Raw genomic sequence first — 20614 nt, 5'->3', positions numbered from 1 at the left:
TCATTCGGCAAAATCGCCGAGCATCATGGCCGTGTCGTCAAGACGACTGGAGACGGCATTGTCATCGAGTACCCAGCGCTGTAGAGGCTGTAGCCTGCGCGGTGGCCATTCAGCGAACGTCCCGGGCGTACTCTGAAAGCGTACACTTGGTGCCGGAATCAGGAGTAACACCGGGCAACGACCGCTTCGGGTCAAAAGAGCCGGTTTGAACGGCTCCGTGTCACTTCCGGTGTGCCCCGATCAGCAGACCATATCTGCGCCAAACCGAACTTCGCCATCGGGCCACAAGCGGAAGTATCCCAACCGCGCAAGTCTAGTCCTGTCTACTTCCAGAATCGGACACACATTCCAGCTCGGCTCCGAGCTCTCAAGCGTATGGGTCGATGCTTCAGGTGAGAAGCAAGTTGGCATCGACCGACGCTGGCGCAAATGGACGAGAATGTCATAAGCCGAACGCTTGCTCATCAGGGCATGCGAAGAGCTGCAAATCGCTCGGTTAGAACCGTGGCTATGCGTCGGCGTTTTGGCACCGAACGAGCAATTGCGCTCGTCGTGGCTTGATAAGTCGCTTCGCATGTCGAGCAAACGTGCTATTATCACGACAGAAGCCGTAGGTTCGCCATGACAGCTATTGCGGAATGGTTGGCATCGATAGGCTTGAGTGAGTACGCGGGGCGTTTCGCCGAGAACGCTATTGATCTTTCGGTCCTGGGCGATCTTACAGAGCAGGACCTGAAGGACCTTGGCGTCTTGCTGGGACATCGGCGCAAGATGCTTCGTGCGATTGCCGAACTTCGGGGCGATGTTCCTCCGGCAGCTCCGACAGGGAGCAAGAAGGTACCGCGGGAGGGCGCCGAGCGCCGTCAGCTCACGGTGATGTTTTGCGATCTAGTGGGCTCGTCTGCACTCTCGGTCCGCCTTGATCCCGAGGACCTGCGAGCGGTAATCGGCGCCTACCACGCTTGCATCGCTGAGATTATAACCAAATCTGAGGGGATCATCGCCCGGTATATGGGGGACGGCGTTCTTGCCTATTTCGGCTTTCCCCAGGCGCACGAGGATGATGCCGAGCAGGCGATCCGAGCCGGGTTGGCGTTGGTAGATGCCGTCGCTAACCTGAAAACAGAAGTCGGCGCGGTGCTCCAGGTTCGCGTTGGCATCGCTACCGGAATGGTTGTAGTAGGCGAGTTGATTGGCGAAGGCGCTGCCAAGGAACAGGGGGTAATTGGTGAGACGCCGAATTTGGCCGCACGCCTGCAGGCGCTCGCAATGCCGGGCACAGTCCTGATCTGTGAGAGTACGCGTCGACTCACGGAGGGACAATTCGAATACCGCAATGTCGGCCCGGCTATACTCAAAGGATGGGTAGAACCGCTACCGGCTTGGGAGGTGTTGGGAACGAGTGGGGTGGAAAGCCGTTTCCAGGCGCTGCACCAGACTCGATTGACCCCCCCAATCGGGCGTGACGAGGAGATAGATCTGCTGTTACGTCGCTGGCACAACGCCACGCGTGGTGAGGGCAGCGCTGTCGTGCTCACCGGAGAGCCGGGCATCGGAAAGTCGCACATCGCACAAGCGCTCGAAGAACGACTCAAGGAAACCGAACCGCACGTCACGCTGCGCCTCTTCTGCTCGGCGCACCACACTAACAGCGCGCTGTACCCGTTCATACGCCAACTCGAACGAGCCGCGCGTTTCGAGCGAACCGACTCGCCAGATGTGAAATTCGTCAAGCTCCAGGCTTTGCTGGCGCAATCCGGTGCTGCCGCAGACCAGATAGTACCACCTTTGGCAAACCTCCTATCCGTGCCTGCCGGTGATCGCTATCAGCTGCCAGATCTGAACCCACACAAGCGGAAGGAGATCACACTGGCGGCGCTTCTGATGCAGCTCAATACACTCGCGGCACGTCAGCCCGTCTTCATTGCCTTTGAGGATGCTCATTGGGCCGATCCTACGTCGCTTGAGCTCTTGACGCTTACACTGGAACGAGTACCGCAGCTTCGGGCGCTGGTGCTCATCACCGCGAGGCCGGACTTCATGCCCCCTTGGCCGGGTCATGCGCATGTGACGACGGTTTCGCTCACCCGCCTGAACCGACGCAACGGTGCAGCGCTGATCGAGCGCGTTACGGCCGGCAAGACACTCCCAAAAGAGGTCACGGACCAGATCCTCGCTCGTACGGACGGCATACCCCTCTTCGTCGAGGAACTAACCAAGACGGTGCTCGAAACAGGCTTGTTGCACGAGCAAGACGATCATTATGTCCTCAGCCGGCCACTGCCTCCGATGGCGATTCCGACGACATTACACGCGTCTCTCATGGCAAGGCTCGATCGGTTGGCCCCGGTGAGGGAGGTGGCTCAGATTGGCGCTGTGGTGGGTCGCGAGTTCTCCTACGAACTGCTGAGCATAGTCGCTGGATTGCCCAGAGAGAGACTTGACGAGGCGCTTGGTCAGTTGGTTCGATCAGAGCTGATATTTTGCCGAGGCGAGATACCCCGGGCGGTTTACACCTTTAAACATGCGCTCGTGCGAGATGCTGCCTATTCGGGACTTCTGAAGAGCCGGCGCGCGGCGCTGCATGCCATGATTGCGGATGCCTTCGAGCGGCATTTCCTGGAAATCGTGGAAGCTCAACCGGAAACAATCGCGCATCATCTAACCGAGGCGGGACTGTTTGAAAAGGCGACGGGATATTGGCTGCTGGCAGGCAGGAAAGCCGCCATGCGCTCCGCCAACCTCGAGGCCATTGCTCAGTTGGAGCGGGGTATCGAGACCACTATCCACTTGGCCGATGGTGAACGAAAGGACAGGTTGGAGCTTGATTTTGCAGTCGCGCTGGGACCCTGCCTGATCGCTACCCAGGGGCCCGCTTCCAACAAAGCGGTGGCAACCTTCGCTCGCGCGCGGGAGCTGTGCGAGCGCCTCCGAGATCCCCCTGAACAATTGCAGATTATGTTCTGGTTGACTACCGCGAGCGTCATTCGCGGCGAGTTGCCGGTTGCCCAGGAAACGATCGCGGCACTGCTTCATCTCACCGAGACGCGCGGCGATCGGCCAGCGCTGCTCAATGCGACCCGCGGTCAGGCCATGATTCGCCTTTTCATGGGACGTCTCACCGATGCCCGTGAAGCTATCGAGCGCGCGGTTGCGGAGTTCGAGGCAAGCTCTGAGGATGACAGATTGGCCGCCCGAGCAGCCGGTCAGGATGCCGGAGTAGCTGACCTTGCGCTGATGTCATGGGTTCTCTGGCTGCTCGGTCACTTTGATGCAGCTAGCGCACGCATGGATGCCGCCATTCAACGCGCCGACGTCATCAATCATCCTCACTCGCAAGCGTATGCCTGCTACTATGCTTCTGTTCTCCACGCTCTTCGCGGCGAATTGTCGCGCGCGCAACGCTATGCGGACCGCTGTCGCAGCTTGTCGGAGGAGCATGGATTCCGCCAATGGCACGGGCTGGCGCAGGCCGTCCGTGGCATATGCGTGACAATGCTTGACCCCTCCTCCAGCGCCGTCGAGGAGATCCGAGCTGCAATGGACGAATATCGTGGCGCGGGTTACCAACTGGGAATCACGGCGCTATATGTGCTGTTGTGCCCGGCTTTGCTGCTTGGACAGGATTACGAGACTGCGATGGCGCTTATCGAGCGGGGCCTGACGACAACCACTCGCAATAGCGAACGGATATTTGAAGCCGAGCTGTATCGATTAAAAGCGCGTACCTTGATGCTTCGCGGTTCAAGAGATGCCGGAACCGAGTTGCTCCAAAAGGCCTTAACGACGGCAAGTGCCCAACGGGCCAAAGCTCTTGAACTCAGAGCCGCAATGGATCTTGCCGCCGTCTGGGTGGAGGAAGGCGACCGTGAAGAAGCGATCAAGGTCCTCACGCCCGTCTACGACTGGTTCACCGAGGGTTTTGAGACGCAGGACCTCAAGCAAGCACGGGCTCTGCTCGATCAACTGCGGTCTACAAGTGCAAGACCGCGATAGTTCAGATCTGCTAACTCTCGGCGAGCGCTTTCTTCAGCTTTTGATAGTCATCGCGAATTCGTCGCCAATCGGCATCTTGCTCGGGTCTTTCGTTGATGAAGAGCGGTTCTCCAGGATGGGGTGTATCCTTGTTTTGGCGATATTGCTTGATCGCTTGTTCCGCAGACTCTCGCCCCAGCTTTCGCCCATTGTCCAGGTTGCTGTGATTCCATTTGAAGTTGATGTGCCCGGGGACGTGAATTTCGACAACCGTGCCATTCCATACGTCGCTTGAACTGTGAACTTGCGAATCTTTGGCCTTCGAATTCTTAGTCTTCGCAGCATTATTCTTCGAAGCCTCAGCTCTTGTTTTCTTGTAATTCTGATCCTCCGCAGTGTTGTCTTTCGATGCGTCGCATTTCCGTTTGTCGTACCGGACGTGGTATTTGAACAGCTTCACGTCATCTTCGCCGACCGAAGCTGCAAACAATTGGCAGAGATTTGCCAGCGCATCGTGAAGATTGTCCGGCTTTCGGATTTGTTTGGAATCGACAATCCGGCTAATCCATATTTCATCGAGCTTTTGCCCTCTCACCTGGAGATCGAGCAGTCCCTCGAAATTGACCGTGTCCACCAAGGCCCCTTCGCAGTAGGTCGTTCCATCGATCTCCACGGTTTCTTCGATGAAGGGAAGAGCCGAGCACGCGCATAAGGACTGTGCGGTGATAGGGCCGCCGTATCTCTTCTTTATGCTTTCGTCGGTCTTGTTCAGCACCGGCATCGGACGATTTGCGAAGAACGTGAGCTCGTGACGATCCAGATCCCACGCGTTGTGAAAGATTAGGGGTTTCTTCTCCGCGTCGTCGCGACCGGACGGGGACAGCCGGTCGAATTTGATCTTCTTCATGAACTCGCTCTCCGGGTAGTTTATTCTGGAGAGTCCGTTGAACTTGGACAGGTACATCAGGGATGTCAGATAGCGGATGAAGGGATTAGGAGCCATCACCTGGTTGAGTATCCATCGATTGAGATCTCCTTCGTCCAACCTCTTGAAAGATCTTCTTTCACCGGTCGGCAGTTGATCCATTACAATTGACAGGGATTCCTGGACGTAATCGAAGATCCTGTAGGGCTGCCATTGGAAGTCCTTATAATTTTTGGGGTCAGTAACGAATTTGTTGAATGCGTCTATGTTGCTGCGCCAATCCGGCCCGAACACGGTGTTTATCGGGAAGCGCCTGTAGCCCTCATCGTCTCGAAATACGCCATCTCGGAAGAATTCGTAGGTTTCTTCGACCTTACCTTTAGCATTGGGTTTGTCTGATTGGTTGTAGACGATACCGACCCATGCACCGATGCAAGACAAAGACCATACGTCGAAATGCAGGTCGGGCTGATTGGCAAGGGCTTCCAGAACCCCGATGTGCAGCCCCGCTGCCGGCCCACCTCCACCGAGCGTAATTGCTCTACGCGGCTCTCCGTTGGTTGGCATTTGAATTCTCCCTACGCATTACTGTCGACGCTCCAATCAAGTTCTAAATTCCGCAACTGGCCGCAGATTAGTTCGCTTTCAAGCAATTGTGAAGTATACGCTGTGAGCGGGCAGGTTGTGATGCAAATCGAATACGGCAGCCGACCTGACGCAGAGCGGTGTAGATCACTCCTATCTTGTTCTTACCGAACGATCGGCGGGCCTGCTGGCTTACCCCTTTTTAGTCCCATCGCCCCATGATGTACCGGTTCTATCCGTAGTCGTTGAGCGGTCGCGCAGCCCACTCCGATGTCGACAGTGGGTCACGTCGATTGAGCTCGTCCCGAACCGGTCAGGATTACACCTGACAGCCGACATTCGAGCAAATGTCGCGAACGGTCGAGAAGGGCCACGAGCGTAGCGTCGCAGCCATGCTCGACCCTGGTCCGTTCGCACCTCGCAAGCCGTCTCAAACGGGAACAGCTCTGAAGGCTCGGCGTGGACACCGCCAAGAAGCAAAGCAGAGGCAAGGGACGCATTCAGCTATCGATCGCCCCAGAGACAATCCGGAACGCCGCGCGACAATCTGGTCCCGCAGCAAAGTACATTCATCTCGAAGCGCGATGTGGCCCAACTATTTTGGTGGACTGTCAGCGTTCCAGGTGTCTCGCCAATACAGCCATTTGCCGCCGACCTTTTTCGATACCGACAAGAACTTGCCGGTCTCGACAACCTTGCCTGCCTTATCCTTGACTGTATAGGAGCCCGAAGACCAACCCAGATTGCCGTTTGCGCCACCATCCTGTTTGTCGCTGAAGCTGAACACAAGGCCGGCTTTGGCTGCGTCTGACGCCATGTTCGCCAGGGAGGTGCGAATGGCGTCGCGGCCTATGACAGCCGGCGCATTGGGTGGCATCAGAACTGCGTGTTCGTCGTACAACTTCGCCATCACATCGCCATCGGCGGCGGTGAAGCCTTTCAGCCACGCCTGATCGGCGGCATGGAGTGCCTTCACTTCCGCGTCTGGTCCGGCGGCCCACGTCGGTAAGACGTCGGCGGAGAACATCATAAGGAACGCTATGACATATGCGGCCCGGACTGCTGTGCGCATGGTTGTCCCTCCACGTTGATGTCGATACGTTCAGGGTATCACTTCGGGCGCCCGAGGTAAGGCGGTTCCAGCGGAGTGCTCCCTACCACCCTACCGGCGCTGAAAAGCTCTAGGCGCTGCTGAGAGAGAGAATTTCCGCGAGCTGACGACGCCACGCGAGGAGTCGCAGGTCGAGTGCCTAATCGGCGATAGATTGGTGATTTGCTCACGTACAAACATTGTCGTCCGGCAAGATCGGCCTTGGGTCATTCGCGTCGATCGGGTTCTCTGACGGCCGAAGGGCTTGTGCCTTGGCCGGCTAAGCAACTGGTTGAGACCTCGCGCCTCGAGCCTGGTATGGGTCAAAGCAGCAGTTAAAGCAGCCGCCGTATGAGGGTCTCCGGCAGACAGCCGAGATGGCAGCCGCTGCAGCGGTGTTTGGATCGGCCGACGCAGTCCAGTTAAGCAACGAGCCTTTCAATTCGGCTGATCGATCAGATGAAGGAATGATGCGGCGTTGGGACAGCGTGGTTGTCGATTCACATCGCTTGCGCGAATAGAAGTTTGAGCATTGAATCAGCGCGGATAACCACAACTGCAAGTGGTTTCTCGGGTATGCCTGCCGCTCTCGCAGGATCAAGCGATGCAGAGATTCGCCTGGGTTTCGGGCGCGTGATGGCTTCATGCGTAGCTGAACCGGAGAGCTACGCCTAGTCGCTCCTGCCAATTGATTGGGAGTAGCCACACGCGCCTCATGCGCGCCTAGCACGGTCGACGGCCAACAAACGGGAGGAGAACAATGAGCAGCTGGCTTAGTGAGCGAGAACAGCGTCTGGTCGCGGGCGCGGAAGCAGCATCGGCGGCAACGCCTATCCCGACCCAGATTGTCTCCAATGGCGAATATCTCCCGCCCCCGCAGAGCGATACGCAAAAGAAAGTCGAGGCACGGATCAACGAGCTCGCTGAGCTCAACGGCAGACACCTCGGCTTAAGCCGCAGGCAGTTCTTGCACACGAGCTGCGGCATGGCGGCAGCGTTCCTCGCCATGAACGACATCTACGGCAATGTTTTCCAGGTCGCGCCCGCTGAAGCCCGCGAGCCCGAGCTGATGCTGGCACGCGCGGAGAGCCTTGCAGGCCAATTCATCTTCGATGTCCAGACTCATTTCGTGCGGGACGACTTCGACCACAAGGAGCTGTTGGGGCTGGCGGACTTTGCGAGCCAGCACTGGAATCCGAAGATGAAGGAGGAAGGCGTCTCTTCGCTTGCCCGCTACAAATTCCAAAACTATGTGAAAGAGATCTACTACGACAGCGACACCAACATGGCGCTCCTGAGCGGCGCGCCCTTCGACGACCCGAGTTGGTGGCTGCTGTCCAATGAGCAGATCGTCAAGGCGCGAGAACTGATCAACGACTTCGCCGGTTCGCGCCGCCTGCTGGCGCATAGCGTCATCACCCCCAAGCAACCCGGCTGGATGGACGAGGTGGACAAGGCAATCGAGGTCTACAAACCGGATTCCTGGAAGTCCTACACGATTGGCGATCCGCTGGCGCCCTCGAAGTTCCCATGGCGGCTCGACGATGAGCAGGTGATGTATCCGTTCTACGAGAAAGCAGTGAAGGCCGGCATCAACACGCTGTGCATCCACAAGGGGCTGCTGCCGCCCGATTACGAGAAGTCGTTCGCCGGCGTCTGGCAATATGCAACGGCGTGGGACATCGGAAAGGCCGCGAAGGATTGGCCGCAGATGAACTTCGTGATCTATCACTCGGCGCTGCGGCCGTTCCTCGAGCTACCCGATCATGCGTGGGCGGAGTTCGAGCAGACCGGCCGTATCCAGTGGGCCACCGATCTCGCGGAAATCCCGCAGAAGCTCGGCGTCGCCAACGTCTATGCCGAGCTCGGCACGTCCTTTGCCAACTCGGCGGTGGCGCATCCCAAGTTCTGCGCCGCGCTGATCGGCACGCTGATCAAGGGGATGGGTGTTGACCACGTCATGTGGGGCACCGACTCGGTCTGGTACGGCTCACCGCAGTGGCAGATCGAGGCGCTGCGCCGGCTCGAAATCCCCGAGGATATGCAGAAGAAGTACGGCTTTGCGGCGCTTGGCGACGCCAACAGCGCTACCAAGCAGCTGATCTTCGCGGGCAACGCAACCAGGTTCTACAAGATCAAGCTGAAGGCGGCCGAGAACACCAGGATGCCGGCTTTTTCCGAGGACCGCCTCGCGGCGCTCAAGAAAGAGTACACACAAGCTTCGAAGCAACCGTCCAACCTGCGCTACGGCTACGTTCGCGCCGCCTAGGAACGATGCCAACAGCGTGGACGAGCTCGGCCGGCAATGGACGCGCGGCTGCCGCAAATCCGACTTCGGCTCAGGGTCGATCGCGCCGTTTCGCGCTCGACAACAAGCTTTCGGTAGGCTCCCATAAGCGGGCATGTAGCTGTACCGCATCAACGGAAGCGATGGGCCAGATTCGGAAGTCGCAGTTTGGGCGGCGAAATCCCGTTCGCTCCGGAATGGCCTGCTAGGGTATTTGATAAAGATGTACCCCGTAGCCTTCAAATTGGTCTTCGAAAGAACCTTGCGCGAGGGATACGCTACGCCCCTCGCCGATGACCCGAGCACTGGTCTGATGAACGTTATTGACCGTGATCCGCGCTGTGGACGGAGAGTTCTGCATCGCGACGGCAAAGATATACGTGTTGTCTTTGTACACCTTCACCATGGTTGCGATCGGGACCTGCGAGCTTACGGATATAGCCCCGGATACGCTTGGGCTCTTCAACGCTGGCGAGAGAGACAAGATCAATCGGTTCGTTTTCGTGACCTCCTCCACGATATCGGGGTAACGGAAGATGGCGTCCTCCCGGAAGGTTGGTTTAAACTCATGCACGAAATAAAAAATTCCTGTCGCGCCATGAACCAATGCCATCCAGATCTCCGCCCGAACTTCCGCCGCAGTCGGTCGACGAGTTGGATCTAGTGCCGTTGTCTCGAGCGCCATCCATACGCTTTGCCCATCGGTAGCCCTCTTCGCGAGATTGGTGACGCCACGCGCAACATATTCCAGCCTTCCCTTAACTTGGGGCGTAGTGGATCCCACTGGATAGATGTCGTACGACAAGAGATCTGCACCTTGGATCGCAGTATCGTAGTATCCCTGATCACCGTTGCAGGGACCACGACCGCGCCAGAATTCGTTGGCCACACCCTGCCCGAAATTGATCATGATCGGTCGCGTTGGATCCCGGGCTTTCATCTCTCGCGTACGCCGAGCGACTTCAATTGCTGGAATGCATGTTCCATACACTCCTGGCCCGATTGGTTGGGCATTGTCCGGTTCGTCTTCTTGCATCCACGCTTTTATAACGTGCCGGTTGACCGATTTCAGCGCAACGTCGTTTTGGCCGGCAATGGCGAACATGTGCTGCCGCGCCAATGCGGCGAGTTGCTCTTCAGTGGGTCCTTCGTACAATCCCACAAAGGTATTGATCCCGATTGCCTTGTAAGAGGCAGCGCGAGTCGGCGATTGCAACCAAACGCCAATCGGGAAGAAGTTGGCATCGGTGGGAAATCCATTTACCTGCAACTCGCCACCCGATACGGGAGCTCCCACGAAGAGCAAGACTGCGACAACTATCCTGAAACCGAACGGCATGGCGCGACCTCAGCTAAGTTGTTGACACCAATGAAGCGATCCCACGTCATCGCGTCGACTACTGGACCATCAAATGGAGCCTAGCATATTCAACCTAAGCCACCCGTACAGATGATGCAGGCAGAACCGCTCTGGACGAGGCGCGGCGGCCTAAGGTCGGCTTCGGGTCAGACTGAGAAAAGCTCGATGCGAGCAATTCGCGTCCGCTAGACCCAGCGAAGCAGACCTGAAGAGTGCAAGCCGCAAGCTTCGCCTATGGCCGGAACCGACATTCGGATCGGTAGACCGGAGCCGTCTACGGCGCGTCTTCTTGGCTGTGCCCGCAGGGTACAAGCGCGACCACACCATCGCGCCGTGTGAGTTCGAATAAGTCACACCGTCAGCTTCGCAGCCGCAGGCTCAGCATCGGCTAGCTCGTTCGCCGCCAGCATCACCGGCTCGAGCAATATCTGTCTGATCACCGCAACCCCGTTAAGCGCGGCTCGCTGCGAATGAAAGCGCCACGTCATTAGGCGCAGGTTGCACAAGATTTAGACTGGCTTCCCTCAAGGCCTTCGCTCTTGGAGGCCCAGCAAGCTGCACCTGCGCCGAGCAGGGCACGAGGAGCCTATGTCCTCGATTCTAATTTTGCTGGCCGCACTTTCAGAAATGCGCTTGAATAAATTCGTACAGCGGAGGTTTGACGGTCTTTTGATGACGAACAGCTTTGATGAGGTGCCATACGATGCGGTGGTGCTGGGCGCTGGCATCAGCGGCTTGGTCGCCACATCGATCTTGCTCCGCGACGGCGCCCGCAACGTCATTGTCATCGACGAGTACGCCCAGAGCGGTGGAAATCACATTGATTGCAAGATCGGTGACTACACGTTCGACGTCGGCAGTTACATCTTTCAGGATGATTCCCCGTTACTGTCGCACTTTCCCGAGTTGTTGCCGCTCTACATTGAGATCCACCCGTCTTGGGGGCGTCTCACGCCGCAAGGCGCAGTAAGCCACTATCCGCTATCGATCGCGGATGATCTGGTTTCAGCTGGTCCAATGGAGTGGCTTCGGATGGCGGGCTCGATCGTTTTTGCCCGAACGTTCCGCCGCAAGATCCGGAGCGCTAAGGACTTTGCAACGTTCTGGATCGGAAAGCGGTTACTGGAGCGCACAGGACTCGGCTTCTATTTGAGCCGGTTCTACGGATTTCCGGCCGACCAAGTCGACGTCAAGTTTGCCGAGAAGAGAATGCTTTGGATCAAAGAGCATGCGACGCTACGAAATCACGTTGCTCGCGCGTTGCGTCGCGCCCCTGACGCGCCCACCAATCGACAACTTGTTCGACCGCGGGAGGGCTTCGCATTTCTTTATCAGAAGGCAGTGGAGCGGCTTGAAGGTCGAGGCGCAAGCTTCGTTCTGGGGGCCAAGATAACTGGTGTTGAAAGGCAGAATGGTGGCTTTTCGATTGTGCTGGGAAACGAGCGCGCGATTGCCGGCCGGCGGCTAGTCTCGACCGTTCCCCTCGCGCGCATCCAGGATTTGTGCGGATTGCAAACCCATCGCGAACTTAAAACTGTCACGTTGCTGACGCTGTTCTACAGCTTTTCCGGTAAACGGGGTTTTACGCAATCAATCCTATATAATTTTTCAAGAGAAGGTGCTTGGAAGCGCCTCACAATGCACTCCGATTTTTATGGCAAGTGCCACGGCCGAGAATTCTTCTCGGTTGAAATCAATGCTGAGCACGTGGCGCACGATAGGGACAAGGCAGATTGTGACTTTAGAACCCATACCTGCGACAACAGTTTGTTTCTTGGCGACCTTCGGCTTGAGGGGGCGCATGCGCTTGGCAATGCCTATCCCATCTACACCGATCAGGCCGACGAGCGCGCCGGAAGGGCGGTGGCCGCACTGCGCCAGTTGGGAATCGAATCGATTGGGCGGCAAGGTAGATTTGACTATCAACCTACCGCGCGTGACTCCACGTTGAAAGCAGAAGCCGCGCTTCGTTCGGACTAGATCACGAGAGCCTGGTCAGATGCGAGCGCATTCAGGTTTGGTGAATTGCTTTCGCAACCGAGGCAGCAGCGGTTGGAGCCGCGCAGAGGTGGCAAAATAAGATTCCTAGAGCAGCAGAAGCGGATCGTGGGGTGGGCTCCGAGAGCCGGCCGGGTGGGGTGTCGCGGGCTGATGGGCCATCTTCCTAACCGTGCCGATGAGGCCTCGTAAGCGACCGCAGTTTCTGCAAAAGACAGGTGTGTCATCGAGGGCTCCGTCGTTACACTCGAACGTAACGGCCATCGTCGCGCAGTTCGAGCAAACGGATTCAAAATCCGTAGGGTCGGTCGAGCTCGCGCTCACCATCATCATCCTCATTGATGCAATCGATGGCTTCAGAGTCGATCTATTCGTGGCTCTCTAATTCCTGTGCAATCGAGCGATTATCAATTCCAATCAGAGGACCTTCTGTCTCGCAGAGGGCTTCAGGTCTACGTCAATATGCCGAATCCTCAAACAGAGCCGGGAGGGTCGCCAGCATTATCTTTGTGTCGAGCATGATGGACCAATTGCGCGCGTAGAATGCATCGCATGCGACGCGCCGGCGGTAAGTGGTTGTGCTGCGACCGCTCACTTGCCAGAGGCCCGTGATGCCAGGACGGCAGGCGAGGTAGGCGTCGACCTTGGAAGCGTACCGCGCCAGTTCGTCTTCGGTGACCGGCCGAGGACCGACGATGCTCATGTCACCTCGAATGACATTGAACAATTGGGGCAATTCGTCGAGGCTTGATCGACGCAGCACTGCGCCCAACAGCGTGACGCGAGGGTCTGTTCGTAGCTTGCGAGCGGCCTTCCACTCGGCAGCGGCCGCAGGATCCGACTCCAACAACCGCTGCAGCCGCTCCGCTGCGTCAGGCGCCATGGTGCGGAACTTGAGACATTCGAAGGTCTGACCATTAAAGCCAACCCGCTTGTGACGAAACAGCACCGGTCCTGGCGAGAACACAATCATGGCCGAGCAACAGAGCAACAGCAAAGGAGAAAACAGCAGAATGCCAAAAGCTGCCAATACAAGGTCAATCGATCTCTTCACGAGTGTACCCACGGGACGCGGTGCCACGTGGGCGGGAGAACGTGTCTTTGCAGAAATAAAAGGCAACTCGCCGCGTGTATCGACCACATTGGCCATTGCGGGAACTCCATAAAACAACACCTAAAAAGCCTTCGAACTCGTCCCCTCTTTTCTTTCGGTCTCATCGCCCGAATACGAGCACATTAAATTCTGACGCGGTGCAAAATTAATACAAGTTTAAAGTTTCGGCAGGGCCAGCGGATTTTTTCAGCGTAGTATCATTGAGCTCGTGATGGCTTTGCGATTTGAATTCGGCGGCAGCAGCGCCGCTACCTTCCTTCAGTTTTGATAATAGGAGTAGCGCCGATCGGAATAACCCTCAAAGCGACGCATAAACGCTTCGTCGGTTTTGTTGAGGACGGCGCCAAGCAATCGTTCCGAAACAAGCGGCGATGACTGGATTGCCTTGAGGACCTCGTTGGTGGACGTGCCCCATTCAACCACCATCACAAACGCGTCAAACAGGCTTGCGACCGCTCTGACGTCAGCGATGGGCAAGATCGGCGGCAAATCGCAAATGATGTAGTCGTAGTCCTCGCGAGCTCGCTCCAGTCCCAGCCTGATCGATGGCGCACAAAGCACATCCGAGCTGTTTGAGGGCGGTGCCCCAGATGGCGAGGGGACGACATCGAAGTTGAAATTGAGGTCGTTGATGATCACGTCCTTGAGGCGCAACCGATCGACCACCATCCGCTGCAGCCCCAACCGGCGCTCGTAGCCAAGCATTTTGGACAAGGCCGGTTTACGTAGATCCGAGTCAATCAGGAGCGTGCGGGCCCCGGTTCTCGCAAGAAATGCGGCAAGCGCCGCCGTGGTGGTTGTCTTCCCTTCACCGGGAAGAGCCGACGTAATGCCGATCACCTTCGGCTTCGCCGGATGCAGGTCGATGGCGACCTTGATGTAACGCAATGCCTCGGCCGTAGCCGAAAAAGGAGCGGCTTGGTTGATCTGGTGGAAGGCACTCGCGTGACCGCCGCGCAATCGCGTCCTCAACTTTGAAACAGCTGGGAACGCAGCCAGGCACGGCGTGCTCAACAGCTTCTCGAGCTGGTCACGTGTGTGGACCCTCCGGTACATGAATTGCTCTCGGGCTATTGCTGCGAGAGTGCCCAGGCCGAGCCCGCACATCGCTGCGAAAGCCAAGGTGATTGCGAGCTTGGGAGAGCTTGGCTTTGCAGGTGCCGAGGCTTCCGTCACCACGCGGGCCTCGGTCGACGGAAACGACTGCTGCTGCACCGACTGGGTGAATCGAGACAGGAAGGCCTCGTAGATGCCGCGGTAGGTGTTTGCGCCCGTTTCCAGCTCACGCAGGTGAACCTGAGCTTGCCGCGTCGCCCCGGATTGCTGGAAGATCTCGATCATTCGCGTATCGATCGCCTCCTCCTGCGACTTCGCAATCTGGAGTTCGCTCTTATAGCTCTCCGCGATACGGGAGATTTCATCCCACATCGACCGTTGCAGCGCGGCCATTTCCGATCGGAGATTCCTGGCGGCCTCATGCTCGGCACCATAGCGCGCGCTCCATTCGGCCTGCTTGTTTTGGTTCTCCAGGTATTTCTGACGGAGCTTGGTAATGACCGGACTGTTAAGCGCATCGGTGACAACCGGATCCGGGATCGTGAAGTTTTCCTTCTCAGGTCGTTGTTCGAGGATGCGTTGTATACGCTCGAGCTTGGCGCGAGCTTGGCTGGTGTCGGCGCGTGCTTTGGCCAGTGCGACGCCGAGCTGATCGAGCTCAACCTCGCTCGCCAGTTTGCCTTCGACGCCAATGATGATGCCGTTTTCGGCCTTGAAGTCCTGCACGGCTTTGTAGGCATTGCTGGCCTGCTGACGGAGTTCGCTGATCCGCTGTTCCAGCCAAGCGCTGGCGCGTCTTGTAGCCTCGTACTTTGCCTGCAGCCGGTATTCGATGTAGGCATCGGCGAAGGCATTGGCGATCCGTGCAGCCTTGTCCGGGTCAAGCGAGGTATAGGCGATCTGCTCGACGTAGCTGCGGCCCAAACGGGTGACGCGCAGATTGTCCTTCAGGACCCCAAGCGCGCGTCGCTCCAGTTCTGCAGACGAAGGCCTTTCTTCGGACGAAGTCGTTAGCCGCAACGATCGGGCCAAGCGGCTTGTGATTGCATCGCTCGAGGCGACGAACTCTGGATCATCCGTGAGATGCAATTTGTTGATGACCGCTTTTCCGACCTTTTCTGACCTGGTGGTCTCGATCTCACTCTCCACAACGGCGTCGTCTACGCCTTGATGTTCCTGGGAATTCTCACTTCGTGGGGAGGTAATTCCCTTGGTATCAATGAACATGTCAGCCTGCGCCGTGAACTTGCGAGGCGCCGTCCCGACGTAGAACGAGCCAAGCGCCAACGAGGCGGCCGTCATGAAGGCGATAAGACGCCATTCGCGACGTAAGAAGTCGCGTAACAGAAGCAGAGATCTTGCCTGATCAGGGGCGGCTTCTGTCGCCGTTGCATAGGGCCGAAATTCGCCGGCGATGTTCATTCCACGCCCTCAACTCAATTCGTTTTAAGAACGCACCCAGTCCAAAAGGAGCAGCTCGCATCTGCTCGCGTAAACAAGAATTGGCATTTAAACAAAAAGGAGTATTGCCCATTAAATTGATGTTACAGAGCACAAATGCCGTGCAGGCTGTGCTCAAGAACCGGTCAATTGAGGGTTGAGCCCATGCTGATCGTTTCCATGCGTTGCTGCCTCGATCTGGCGCGTTGGGCTAAAAGGAGATCGATGTGCGATCGCATTTTGCGGATGAATGGCTCGCGGCCAAACTGCTGGGCATGAGCGACAATAGCCTCGGGCTCAAAGGTCATCCGCTCGAATCTGGCAATGCTATTGCTGATGGCATCAACTGTCTGCTCGTCGAAGAAGAGACCGGTCACGTCGTTTGCGACCGTCTCGGTAGCGCCCCCCCGCCCGAAAGCGAGCACCGGACGTCCGCTCGCCATAGCCTCAACCGGCACCATGCCGAAGTCTTCTTCTCCCGGGAAGATGAGCGCGCGACAGCGCGCGTAATGGTGCTTGAGTGCCTCAAACGGCTGCGGTCCGAGCACGGAGACGGTCGGACCGGCGAGGCGGCGAATCTCGGACAGCATCTCGCCACCGCCGATGACCACCAGCTTCAGTGTCAATTCGTTAAACGCGCGCACCGCAAGGTCGGGTCGCTTGTAGGATACGAGTTCGCCGGCCATCAGATAGTAGTCGCCGAGCTCGGAGGACGGGCACGGCGCGAATGCTGCAGTATCCACTGGAGGATGAATTACGTTGGCTGCGAGACCGTAGTAGCGACGGATGCGGTCGGCGACGGTCGCGGAATTGGCAACGAAGCTATCGACCCGCGCGGCAGAAGCGACATCCCACAGCCTCAGATAGTGCGCGAGCGAGGGCATGGCCAACCGCGCGAGCGAGCCTGCGCCTGCTCGGTAATCGTGAAACATATTCCAGATGTAGCGCATGGGCGTGTGGCAATAGCAGACGTGGAGGGCGTGAGGAGGAGCAATGATGCCTTTTGCCGGTCCGGATTCGCTGCTGAGGATCAGATCATAGTCGCGTAAATCAAGCTGCTCCAGCGCGAGCGGCATGAGCGGGAGATAAGTCTTGTACATGCGTGGAGCGCGCGGTAGCCGATTGATAAAGGTCGAAACAACGCGGTGTTTTCGAATAGTTTCGGAGACCATTTCTGGAACATAGACATGCGTGTAGATGTCTGCCTCGGGATACATCTCGCAAAGAGCTTCGAGGACTTTCTCGCCCCCGCGCATTCCCACAAGCCAATAGTGAATGATCGCGACTTTCATGCAGTCAATCTTTCGCAAATGGATCGAAATGATGTGCTGTGATTGCGCAGTGGGATTGAGCCGACATCTACGCTTCAGCGTGGCAGGACCTCAGGGGCAGGCGGGCAACCTTCGGCCGGACCGGGGCCGCGCCCGTATACGTGGACATAGTCGATCAACAGCGTGGAAGGACTGGGTGTCTGATCGATCGGCCAACCACCGCCGAGGGCAAGGTTCACAAGAGGGTAGAGCGGGCCGTCGAGTTCAGGCGGAGTTGGTTGGCTCCAGACCGGGGTTCTGTCGAAGAAGAACACGACGGCTTGCGGCGAGATATCGACGCCGAAGGTGTGGAAGTCTTGCACGAGCGCATCGTTCGGCACCGTGACCTTCTGCGCCTCGCCCCGGGTCTTCTGCGGTTGCTTGTACCAGATGTGCGTGGCGGCCTGATAAGCGGATGTAAACTGCCCATAATACTCGATGACATCGAGTTCGACGTTTCCTTCCGTCACCGTGGCGGGCTTCAGAGCAGCAAGCCAGAATGCGGGCCACGTTCCCGGACCGGGCGGCATCTTCATGCGCGCCTCGAAATAGCCGTACCGGGTTCCGGTCCCGGCGCCGGAAGCATCGGCTGCCGCCAGAAGACCCGACGTCCACTTGCCGTTCCGATCCTTTGAAGCGGTGATAGTGAGAACTCCGTCTTCCACCTTGAATGGCCCCCTTGGTCCCGGATTGGCAAACGCCGCGTCGCCGAAATCCCCCGACCATGGGGTGTGTGCGGTCCAGCGGGCCGCGCCCAGGCGGGTCGCTGAGACACTGAGCTCGTTGAAGTCTTCAAGCAGGACCGGATGAAGTTCACAGGATGCAGGCTGCTCGGCCGCGAACGCAGAACCGAATGAAATCCCGACAGTTAGCGCGACCGTCGTGGCCGCCCAGGTCAGGTGTTTTGTTGCATGCCCCTTCTCGGTCATTCCGCTCTCCTTGATCCTGCATCGTGCACTTCGACCGTCACACTGCCCCTGCGCGGCTGCTGACCCGAACACCAAAGCCATATAGCGCGCCGACATAGACACTGGCGCCGAACAGAGAGATCACTCCCAGTTCAAAAAAGGCAGCCAGATGGATTTCGGGCAGCTTGTATCGCAGGCCCATCACCAGCAGGGTCATCACCGCACATGCGGCGGCGATCGGCCACAGATTGGCCGCCTCAGACGCGACGCTTGTTCCGACCAGTTGCCGGGCGCCCATCAAAGAGAGGACGAACATGATGAACGAAACTGCGGCTCGTGCCGCGACCACGCCTGCAAGCGAATAGAAGTAGAAGCCAAAACACATCAGAACGATCTTGGCGCACAGCTCGACCAGGGTGAGGCGAAACACCAGATGGGTTCGATTGGTGGCCAGCGCCAACGAATGCAGGGGCTGATAGAAAGCGCTGAGGACGGTCGACAATGCGAGCCACCGCAAGTAGAGTCCAGCCTCGCCCCACTGCGGCCCCAGCAGGACCTCGGCGATCAAGTCCGCGGTCAACGACATTCCGATGCAAGCCGGCGCGGCAAGTGACATCGTGAGCCGGGACGCCTTCGAATAGGCATGACGGAGCCGGTCCTGGTTCTGGTTGATCTGCGACAGTGCGGCCATGAGAGGCTGCATCGCCGGGCCGATCAGGCTCTGGGTTGGCATCACGGATAGATCGCTGGCGATGGTGTATTGACCCAATGTGGCCTTGCTCGAGGAATAGCCGAGTAGGATTCGATCAAACTGCCAGCTCAAGGCGATGATGATCTGAGCGCCGCTCAGCCAACCGAGAAAAGCCGAGAACTCCCGAAACTTCGACAGCGAGAGGTTTGGTCTGTAAGGGGCCAAGAGGTACGACATCGATGTGGCGGCCAAGGACGCTGCGATGCCGCTGGCGACAATGGCCCAGTACCCAGCGCCAAGTCTGACTGCTGTCGCTGCAATGATCGCCGCGGCAAGTTTGCCAAAGATCTCGGCAACAAAGACTGGCCTGAAAGCCAGGCTGCGGGTGTGTTCGACCATTCCAGGGCTATACAGGCTGCGAGCCAAGGGTCCGATGGCGCTTACGATGATCAAGCTGGCCAGGCGGGAATCCTGGTAAATCTGAGCAAAGGGCCACGCCACCAGCAAAAGCACCAATGTCAAGGCGATGCCTCTCAGCGCGCTCAAGGTGAAGGCAGTGTCCAAGTGCGACTTCGTTACGCTTGGCAAGCGCGTCAGAGCCTGCAGCGTTGGGACCTCAAGCACCATGTCCGCGATGATCGTTACGGTAGCGGCGAGGGCGGTGAGGCCGAAATCAGCGGGCGTCAGGATGCGTGCGAGGACCAGAAGCGTGACGAAATCGATAGCCCGGGCTGTTAGCCTGGACGACACAGTCCAAGCGGCGCCCAAGAGGGTTTTGCGGGCAAGCACGACTCAATGCCTGCACGTTGCGACGAGGCGCTGCCTGGTCGTCGATGCGGAAAGAGTGCCGGCTCGCGCGGCTTCATGAGGCAGTGGCGTCATCGCGAGTGCCTGTGCTTGGAGTTACTGGTCGCGGGCGCGAGCTCTTGTCGCTCGGTGTGAGGGTCGCTGCGCGCTCGGGTTCAAGACGGCCTCTCAGAACGTCGGCGAAACCGAGCACGTTTCCGCGAAGGCGGCCCCGCCGATCGATGAAAGGTTCAGGTCTGGCGGCGCGCGCCAGGTTGATGGCGACATTCCGAAAGATCTGCATTGTTGCCTGCCGAGTCGTCATCGTGCCTTTGCGCAGCAGGTAGATTGGATTGACGACTTGGGAATAGCCCAGTCGGTCTCCGGCAACACGGCCCGCCTTCTGTCCCATATGCACGCCGCGGGCGCGGGGAGATTTGATCAGCCGGCCGCCTCGCTTTGCAAGCGCCGCGCCAAAATCCCGGTCTTCCTGCCATCCATAGAGCACGAGCCGCTCATCAAAGGTTATGTTGCCGATCGCAGACATGCGGAAAGCCATGTTGCAGCCGTACGGGCTGAATGGTTCGATGCGCGGTGCTTCGGACGATAGCGTGCCTTCCGTCAAGATGCGCAGCGCTTCATCAAAACTCAATCCCGGTCCAAGGATGCCATCAGCATAGAGATACCCAGTGAAGCCGACGACCTCTGGTTCGTCTCGAAACGTTTGCGCGGCAGCGGCCAACCAATCGGGATCCGCCAGAAAATCATCGTCGAAGAACACGATCACGTCGGTCTCATTCCTGAGCGCGGCCAACGCGGTATTCCGCTGAGCCGGCAAGCCGCCGGGGCCGGTGACAAGCCGAACGCCGGGCAGCTTGGCGGCATCGCCGGCATCCTCACGGTTGACGCAAGAAACGATGACGGCGTCCGGCTTGAGGGTCTGGGTCTGCAACAAGTGAGTCAGGGTAGCCGTCACAGTTTGAGGTCTTCCTCGTGTCGCGATTGCCACCGCCACTCTGGGCATGGGTCCAACGGTGGTTTCACGCCTTCTCAGAGCCGATGCAGGCTCTTGCATCAACTCGACATAGC

Annotated in this window: 12 protein-coding genes; 3 read left to right on the top strand and 9 right to left on the bottom strand. The window is 58.1% G+C overall.

Annotated features, from left to right (window positions below; all coding sequences use genetic code 11):
• The first annotated feature begins 621 nt into the window (after positions 1-621).
• Positions 622-3996, top strand: a complete 3375-nt coding sequence (locus tag BRAD3257_RS30735; protein WP_122405004.1) for an AAA family ATPase — start codon at positions 622-624, stop codon at positions 3994-3996.
• A gap of 10 nt (positions 3997-4006) precedes the next feature.
• On the opposite strand, the gene BRAD3257_RS30730 is transcribed toward BRAD3257_RS30735, so the two are convergent.
• Together BRAD3257_RS30730 and BRAD3257_RS30725 are read right to left on the bottom strand one after the other, a co-directional pair.
• Complete coding sequence (locus BRAD3257_RS30730; protein ID WP_122405003.1) at positions 4007-5467, bottom strand: patatin-like phospholipase family protein; 1461 nt, start codon at positions 5465-5467, stop codon at positions 4007-4009.
• A gap of 613 nt (positions 5468-6080) precedes the next feature.
• A complete protein-coding gene (locus BRAD3257_RS30725; protein WP_122405002.1) occupies positions 6081-6557 on the bottom strand; it encodes a YybH family protein in 477 nt (158 codons plus the stop codon).
• Positions 6558-7335: 778 nt separating this feature from the next.
• On the opposite strand from BRAD3257_RS30725, the gene BRAD3257_RS30720 reads away from it, so the two are divergent.
• Positions 7336-8844 carry an amidohydrolase family protein gene (locus tag BRAD3257_RS30720; protein ID WP_122405001.1) on the top strand — a complete coding sequence of 503 codons (1509 nt, stop codon included), beginning with the start codon at positions 7336-7338 and terminating at the stop codon, positions 8842-8844.
• 223 nt (positions 8845-9067) lie between these two features.
• On the opposite strand, the gene BRAD3257_RS30715 is transcribed toward BRAD3257_RS30720, so the two are convergent.
• On the bottom strand, positions 9068-10201 hold the full coding sequence (locus BRAD3257_RS30715) for an alpha-amylase family protein (RefSeq protein ID WP_122405000.1): 1134 nt from the start codon (positions 10199-10201) through the stop codon (positions 9068-9070).
• A 609-nt stretch (positions 10202-10810) separates the two neighbouring features.
• Here BRAD3257_RS30715 and BRAD3257_RS30710 point away from each other — a divergent pair.
• On the top strand, positions 10811-12202 hold the full coding sequence (locus BRAD3257_RS30710; protein WP_244607748.1) for an FAD-dependent oxidoreductase: 1392 nt from the start codon (positions 10811-10813) through the stop codon (positions 12200-12202).
• A 475-nt stretch (positions 12203-12677) separates the two neighbouring features.
• Here BRAD3257_RS30710 and BRAD3257_RS30700 read toward each other — a convergent pair whose 3' ends face one another.
• From BRAD3257_RS30700 to BRAD3257_RS42055, 6 genes are all read right to left on the bottom strand, one after another.
• Positions 12678-13370: a sugar transferase gene (locus BRAD3257_RS30700; RefSeq protein ID WP_122404998.1), complete on the bottom strand. Its 693-nt coding sequence runs from the start codon at positions 13368-13370 to the stop codon at positions 12678-12680.
• Positions 13371-13592: 222 nt separating this feature from the next.
• Positions 13593-15812 (bottom strand): polysaccharide biosynthesis tyrosine autokinase, encoded by a 2220-nt coding sequence (locus BRAD3257_RS30695; RefSeq protein WP_122404997.1) that lies wholly within the window; start codon positions 15810-15812, stop codon positions 13593-13595.
• A gap of 164 nt (positions 15813-15976) precedes the next feature.
• Entirely contained in the window at positions 15977-17122 is a 1146-nt protein-coding gene (locus BRAD3257_RS30690; protein ID WP_122404996.1) for a glycosyltransferase, read from the bottom strand.
• Between the two features lie 74 nt (positions 17123-17196).
• The gene (locus BRAD3257_RS30685) at positions 17197-18069 is read right to left on the bottom strand and encodes a glycoside hydrolase family 16 protein (protein WP_122404995.1); all 873 of its coding nucleotides are present in this window, start codon (positions 18067-18069) and stop codon (positions 17197-17199) included.
• Between the two features lie 37 nt (positions 18070-18106).
• Positions 18107-19528: a lipopolysaccharide biosynthesis protein gene (locus tag BRAD3257_RS30680; protein WP_122404994.1), complete on the bottom strand. Its 1422-nt coding sequence runs from the start codon at positions 19526-19528 to the stop codon at positions 18107-18109.
• Positions 19529-19601: 73 nt separating this feature from the next.
• The gene (locus tag BRAD3257_RS42055) at positions 19602-20549 is read right to left on the bottom strand and encodes a glycosyltransferase family 2 protein (protein WP_347338436.1); all 948 of its coding nucleotides are present in this window, start codon (positions 20547-20549) and stop codon (positions 19602-19604) included.
• Between the last annotated feature and the right edge of the window lie 65 nt (positions 20550-20614).

This window comes from Bradyrhizobium vignae, from assembly GCF_900324035.1.
Taxonomy (GTDB): Bacteria; Pseudomonadota; Alphaproteobacteria; order Rhizobiales; family Xanthobacteraceae; genus Bradyrhizobium; species Bradyrhizobium vignae.
The sequence above is the reverse complement of the archived record's forward strand: the minus strand, read 5'-3'. Positions and strand labels throughout refer to the sequence as shown.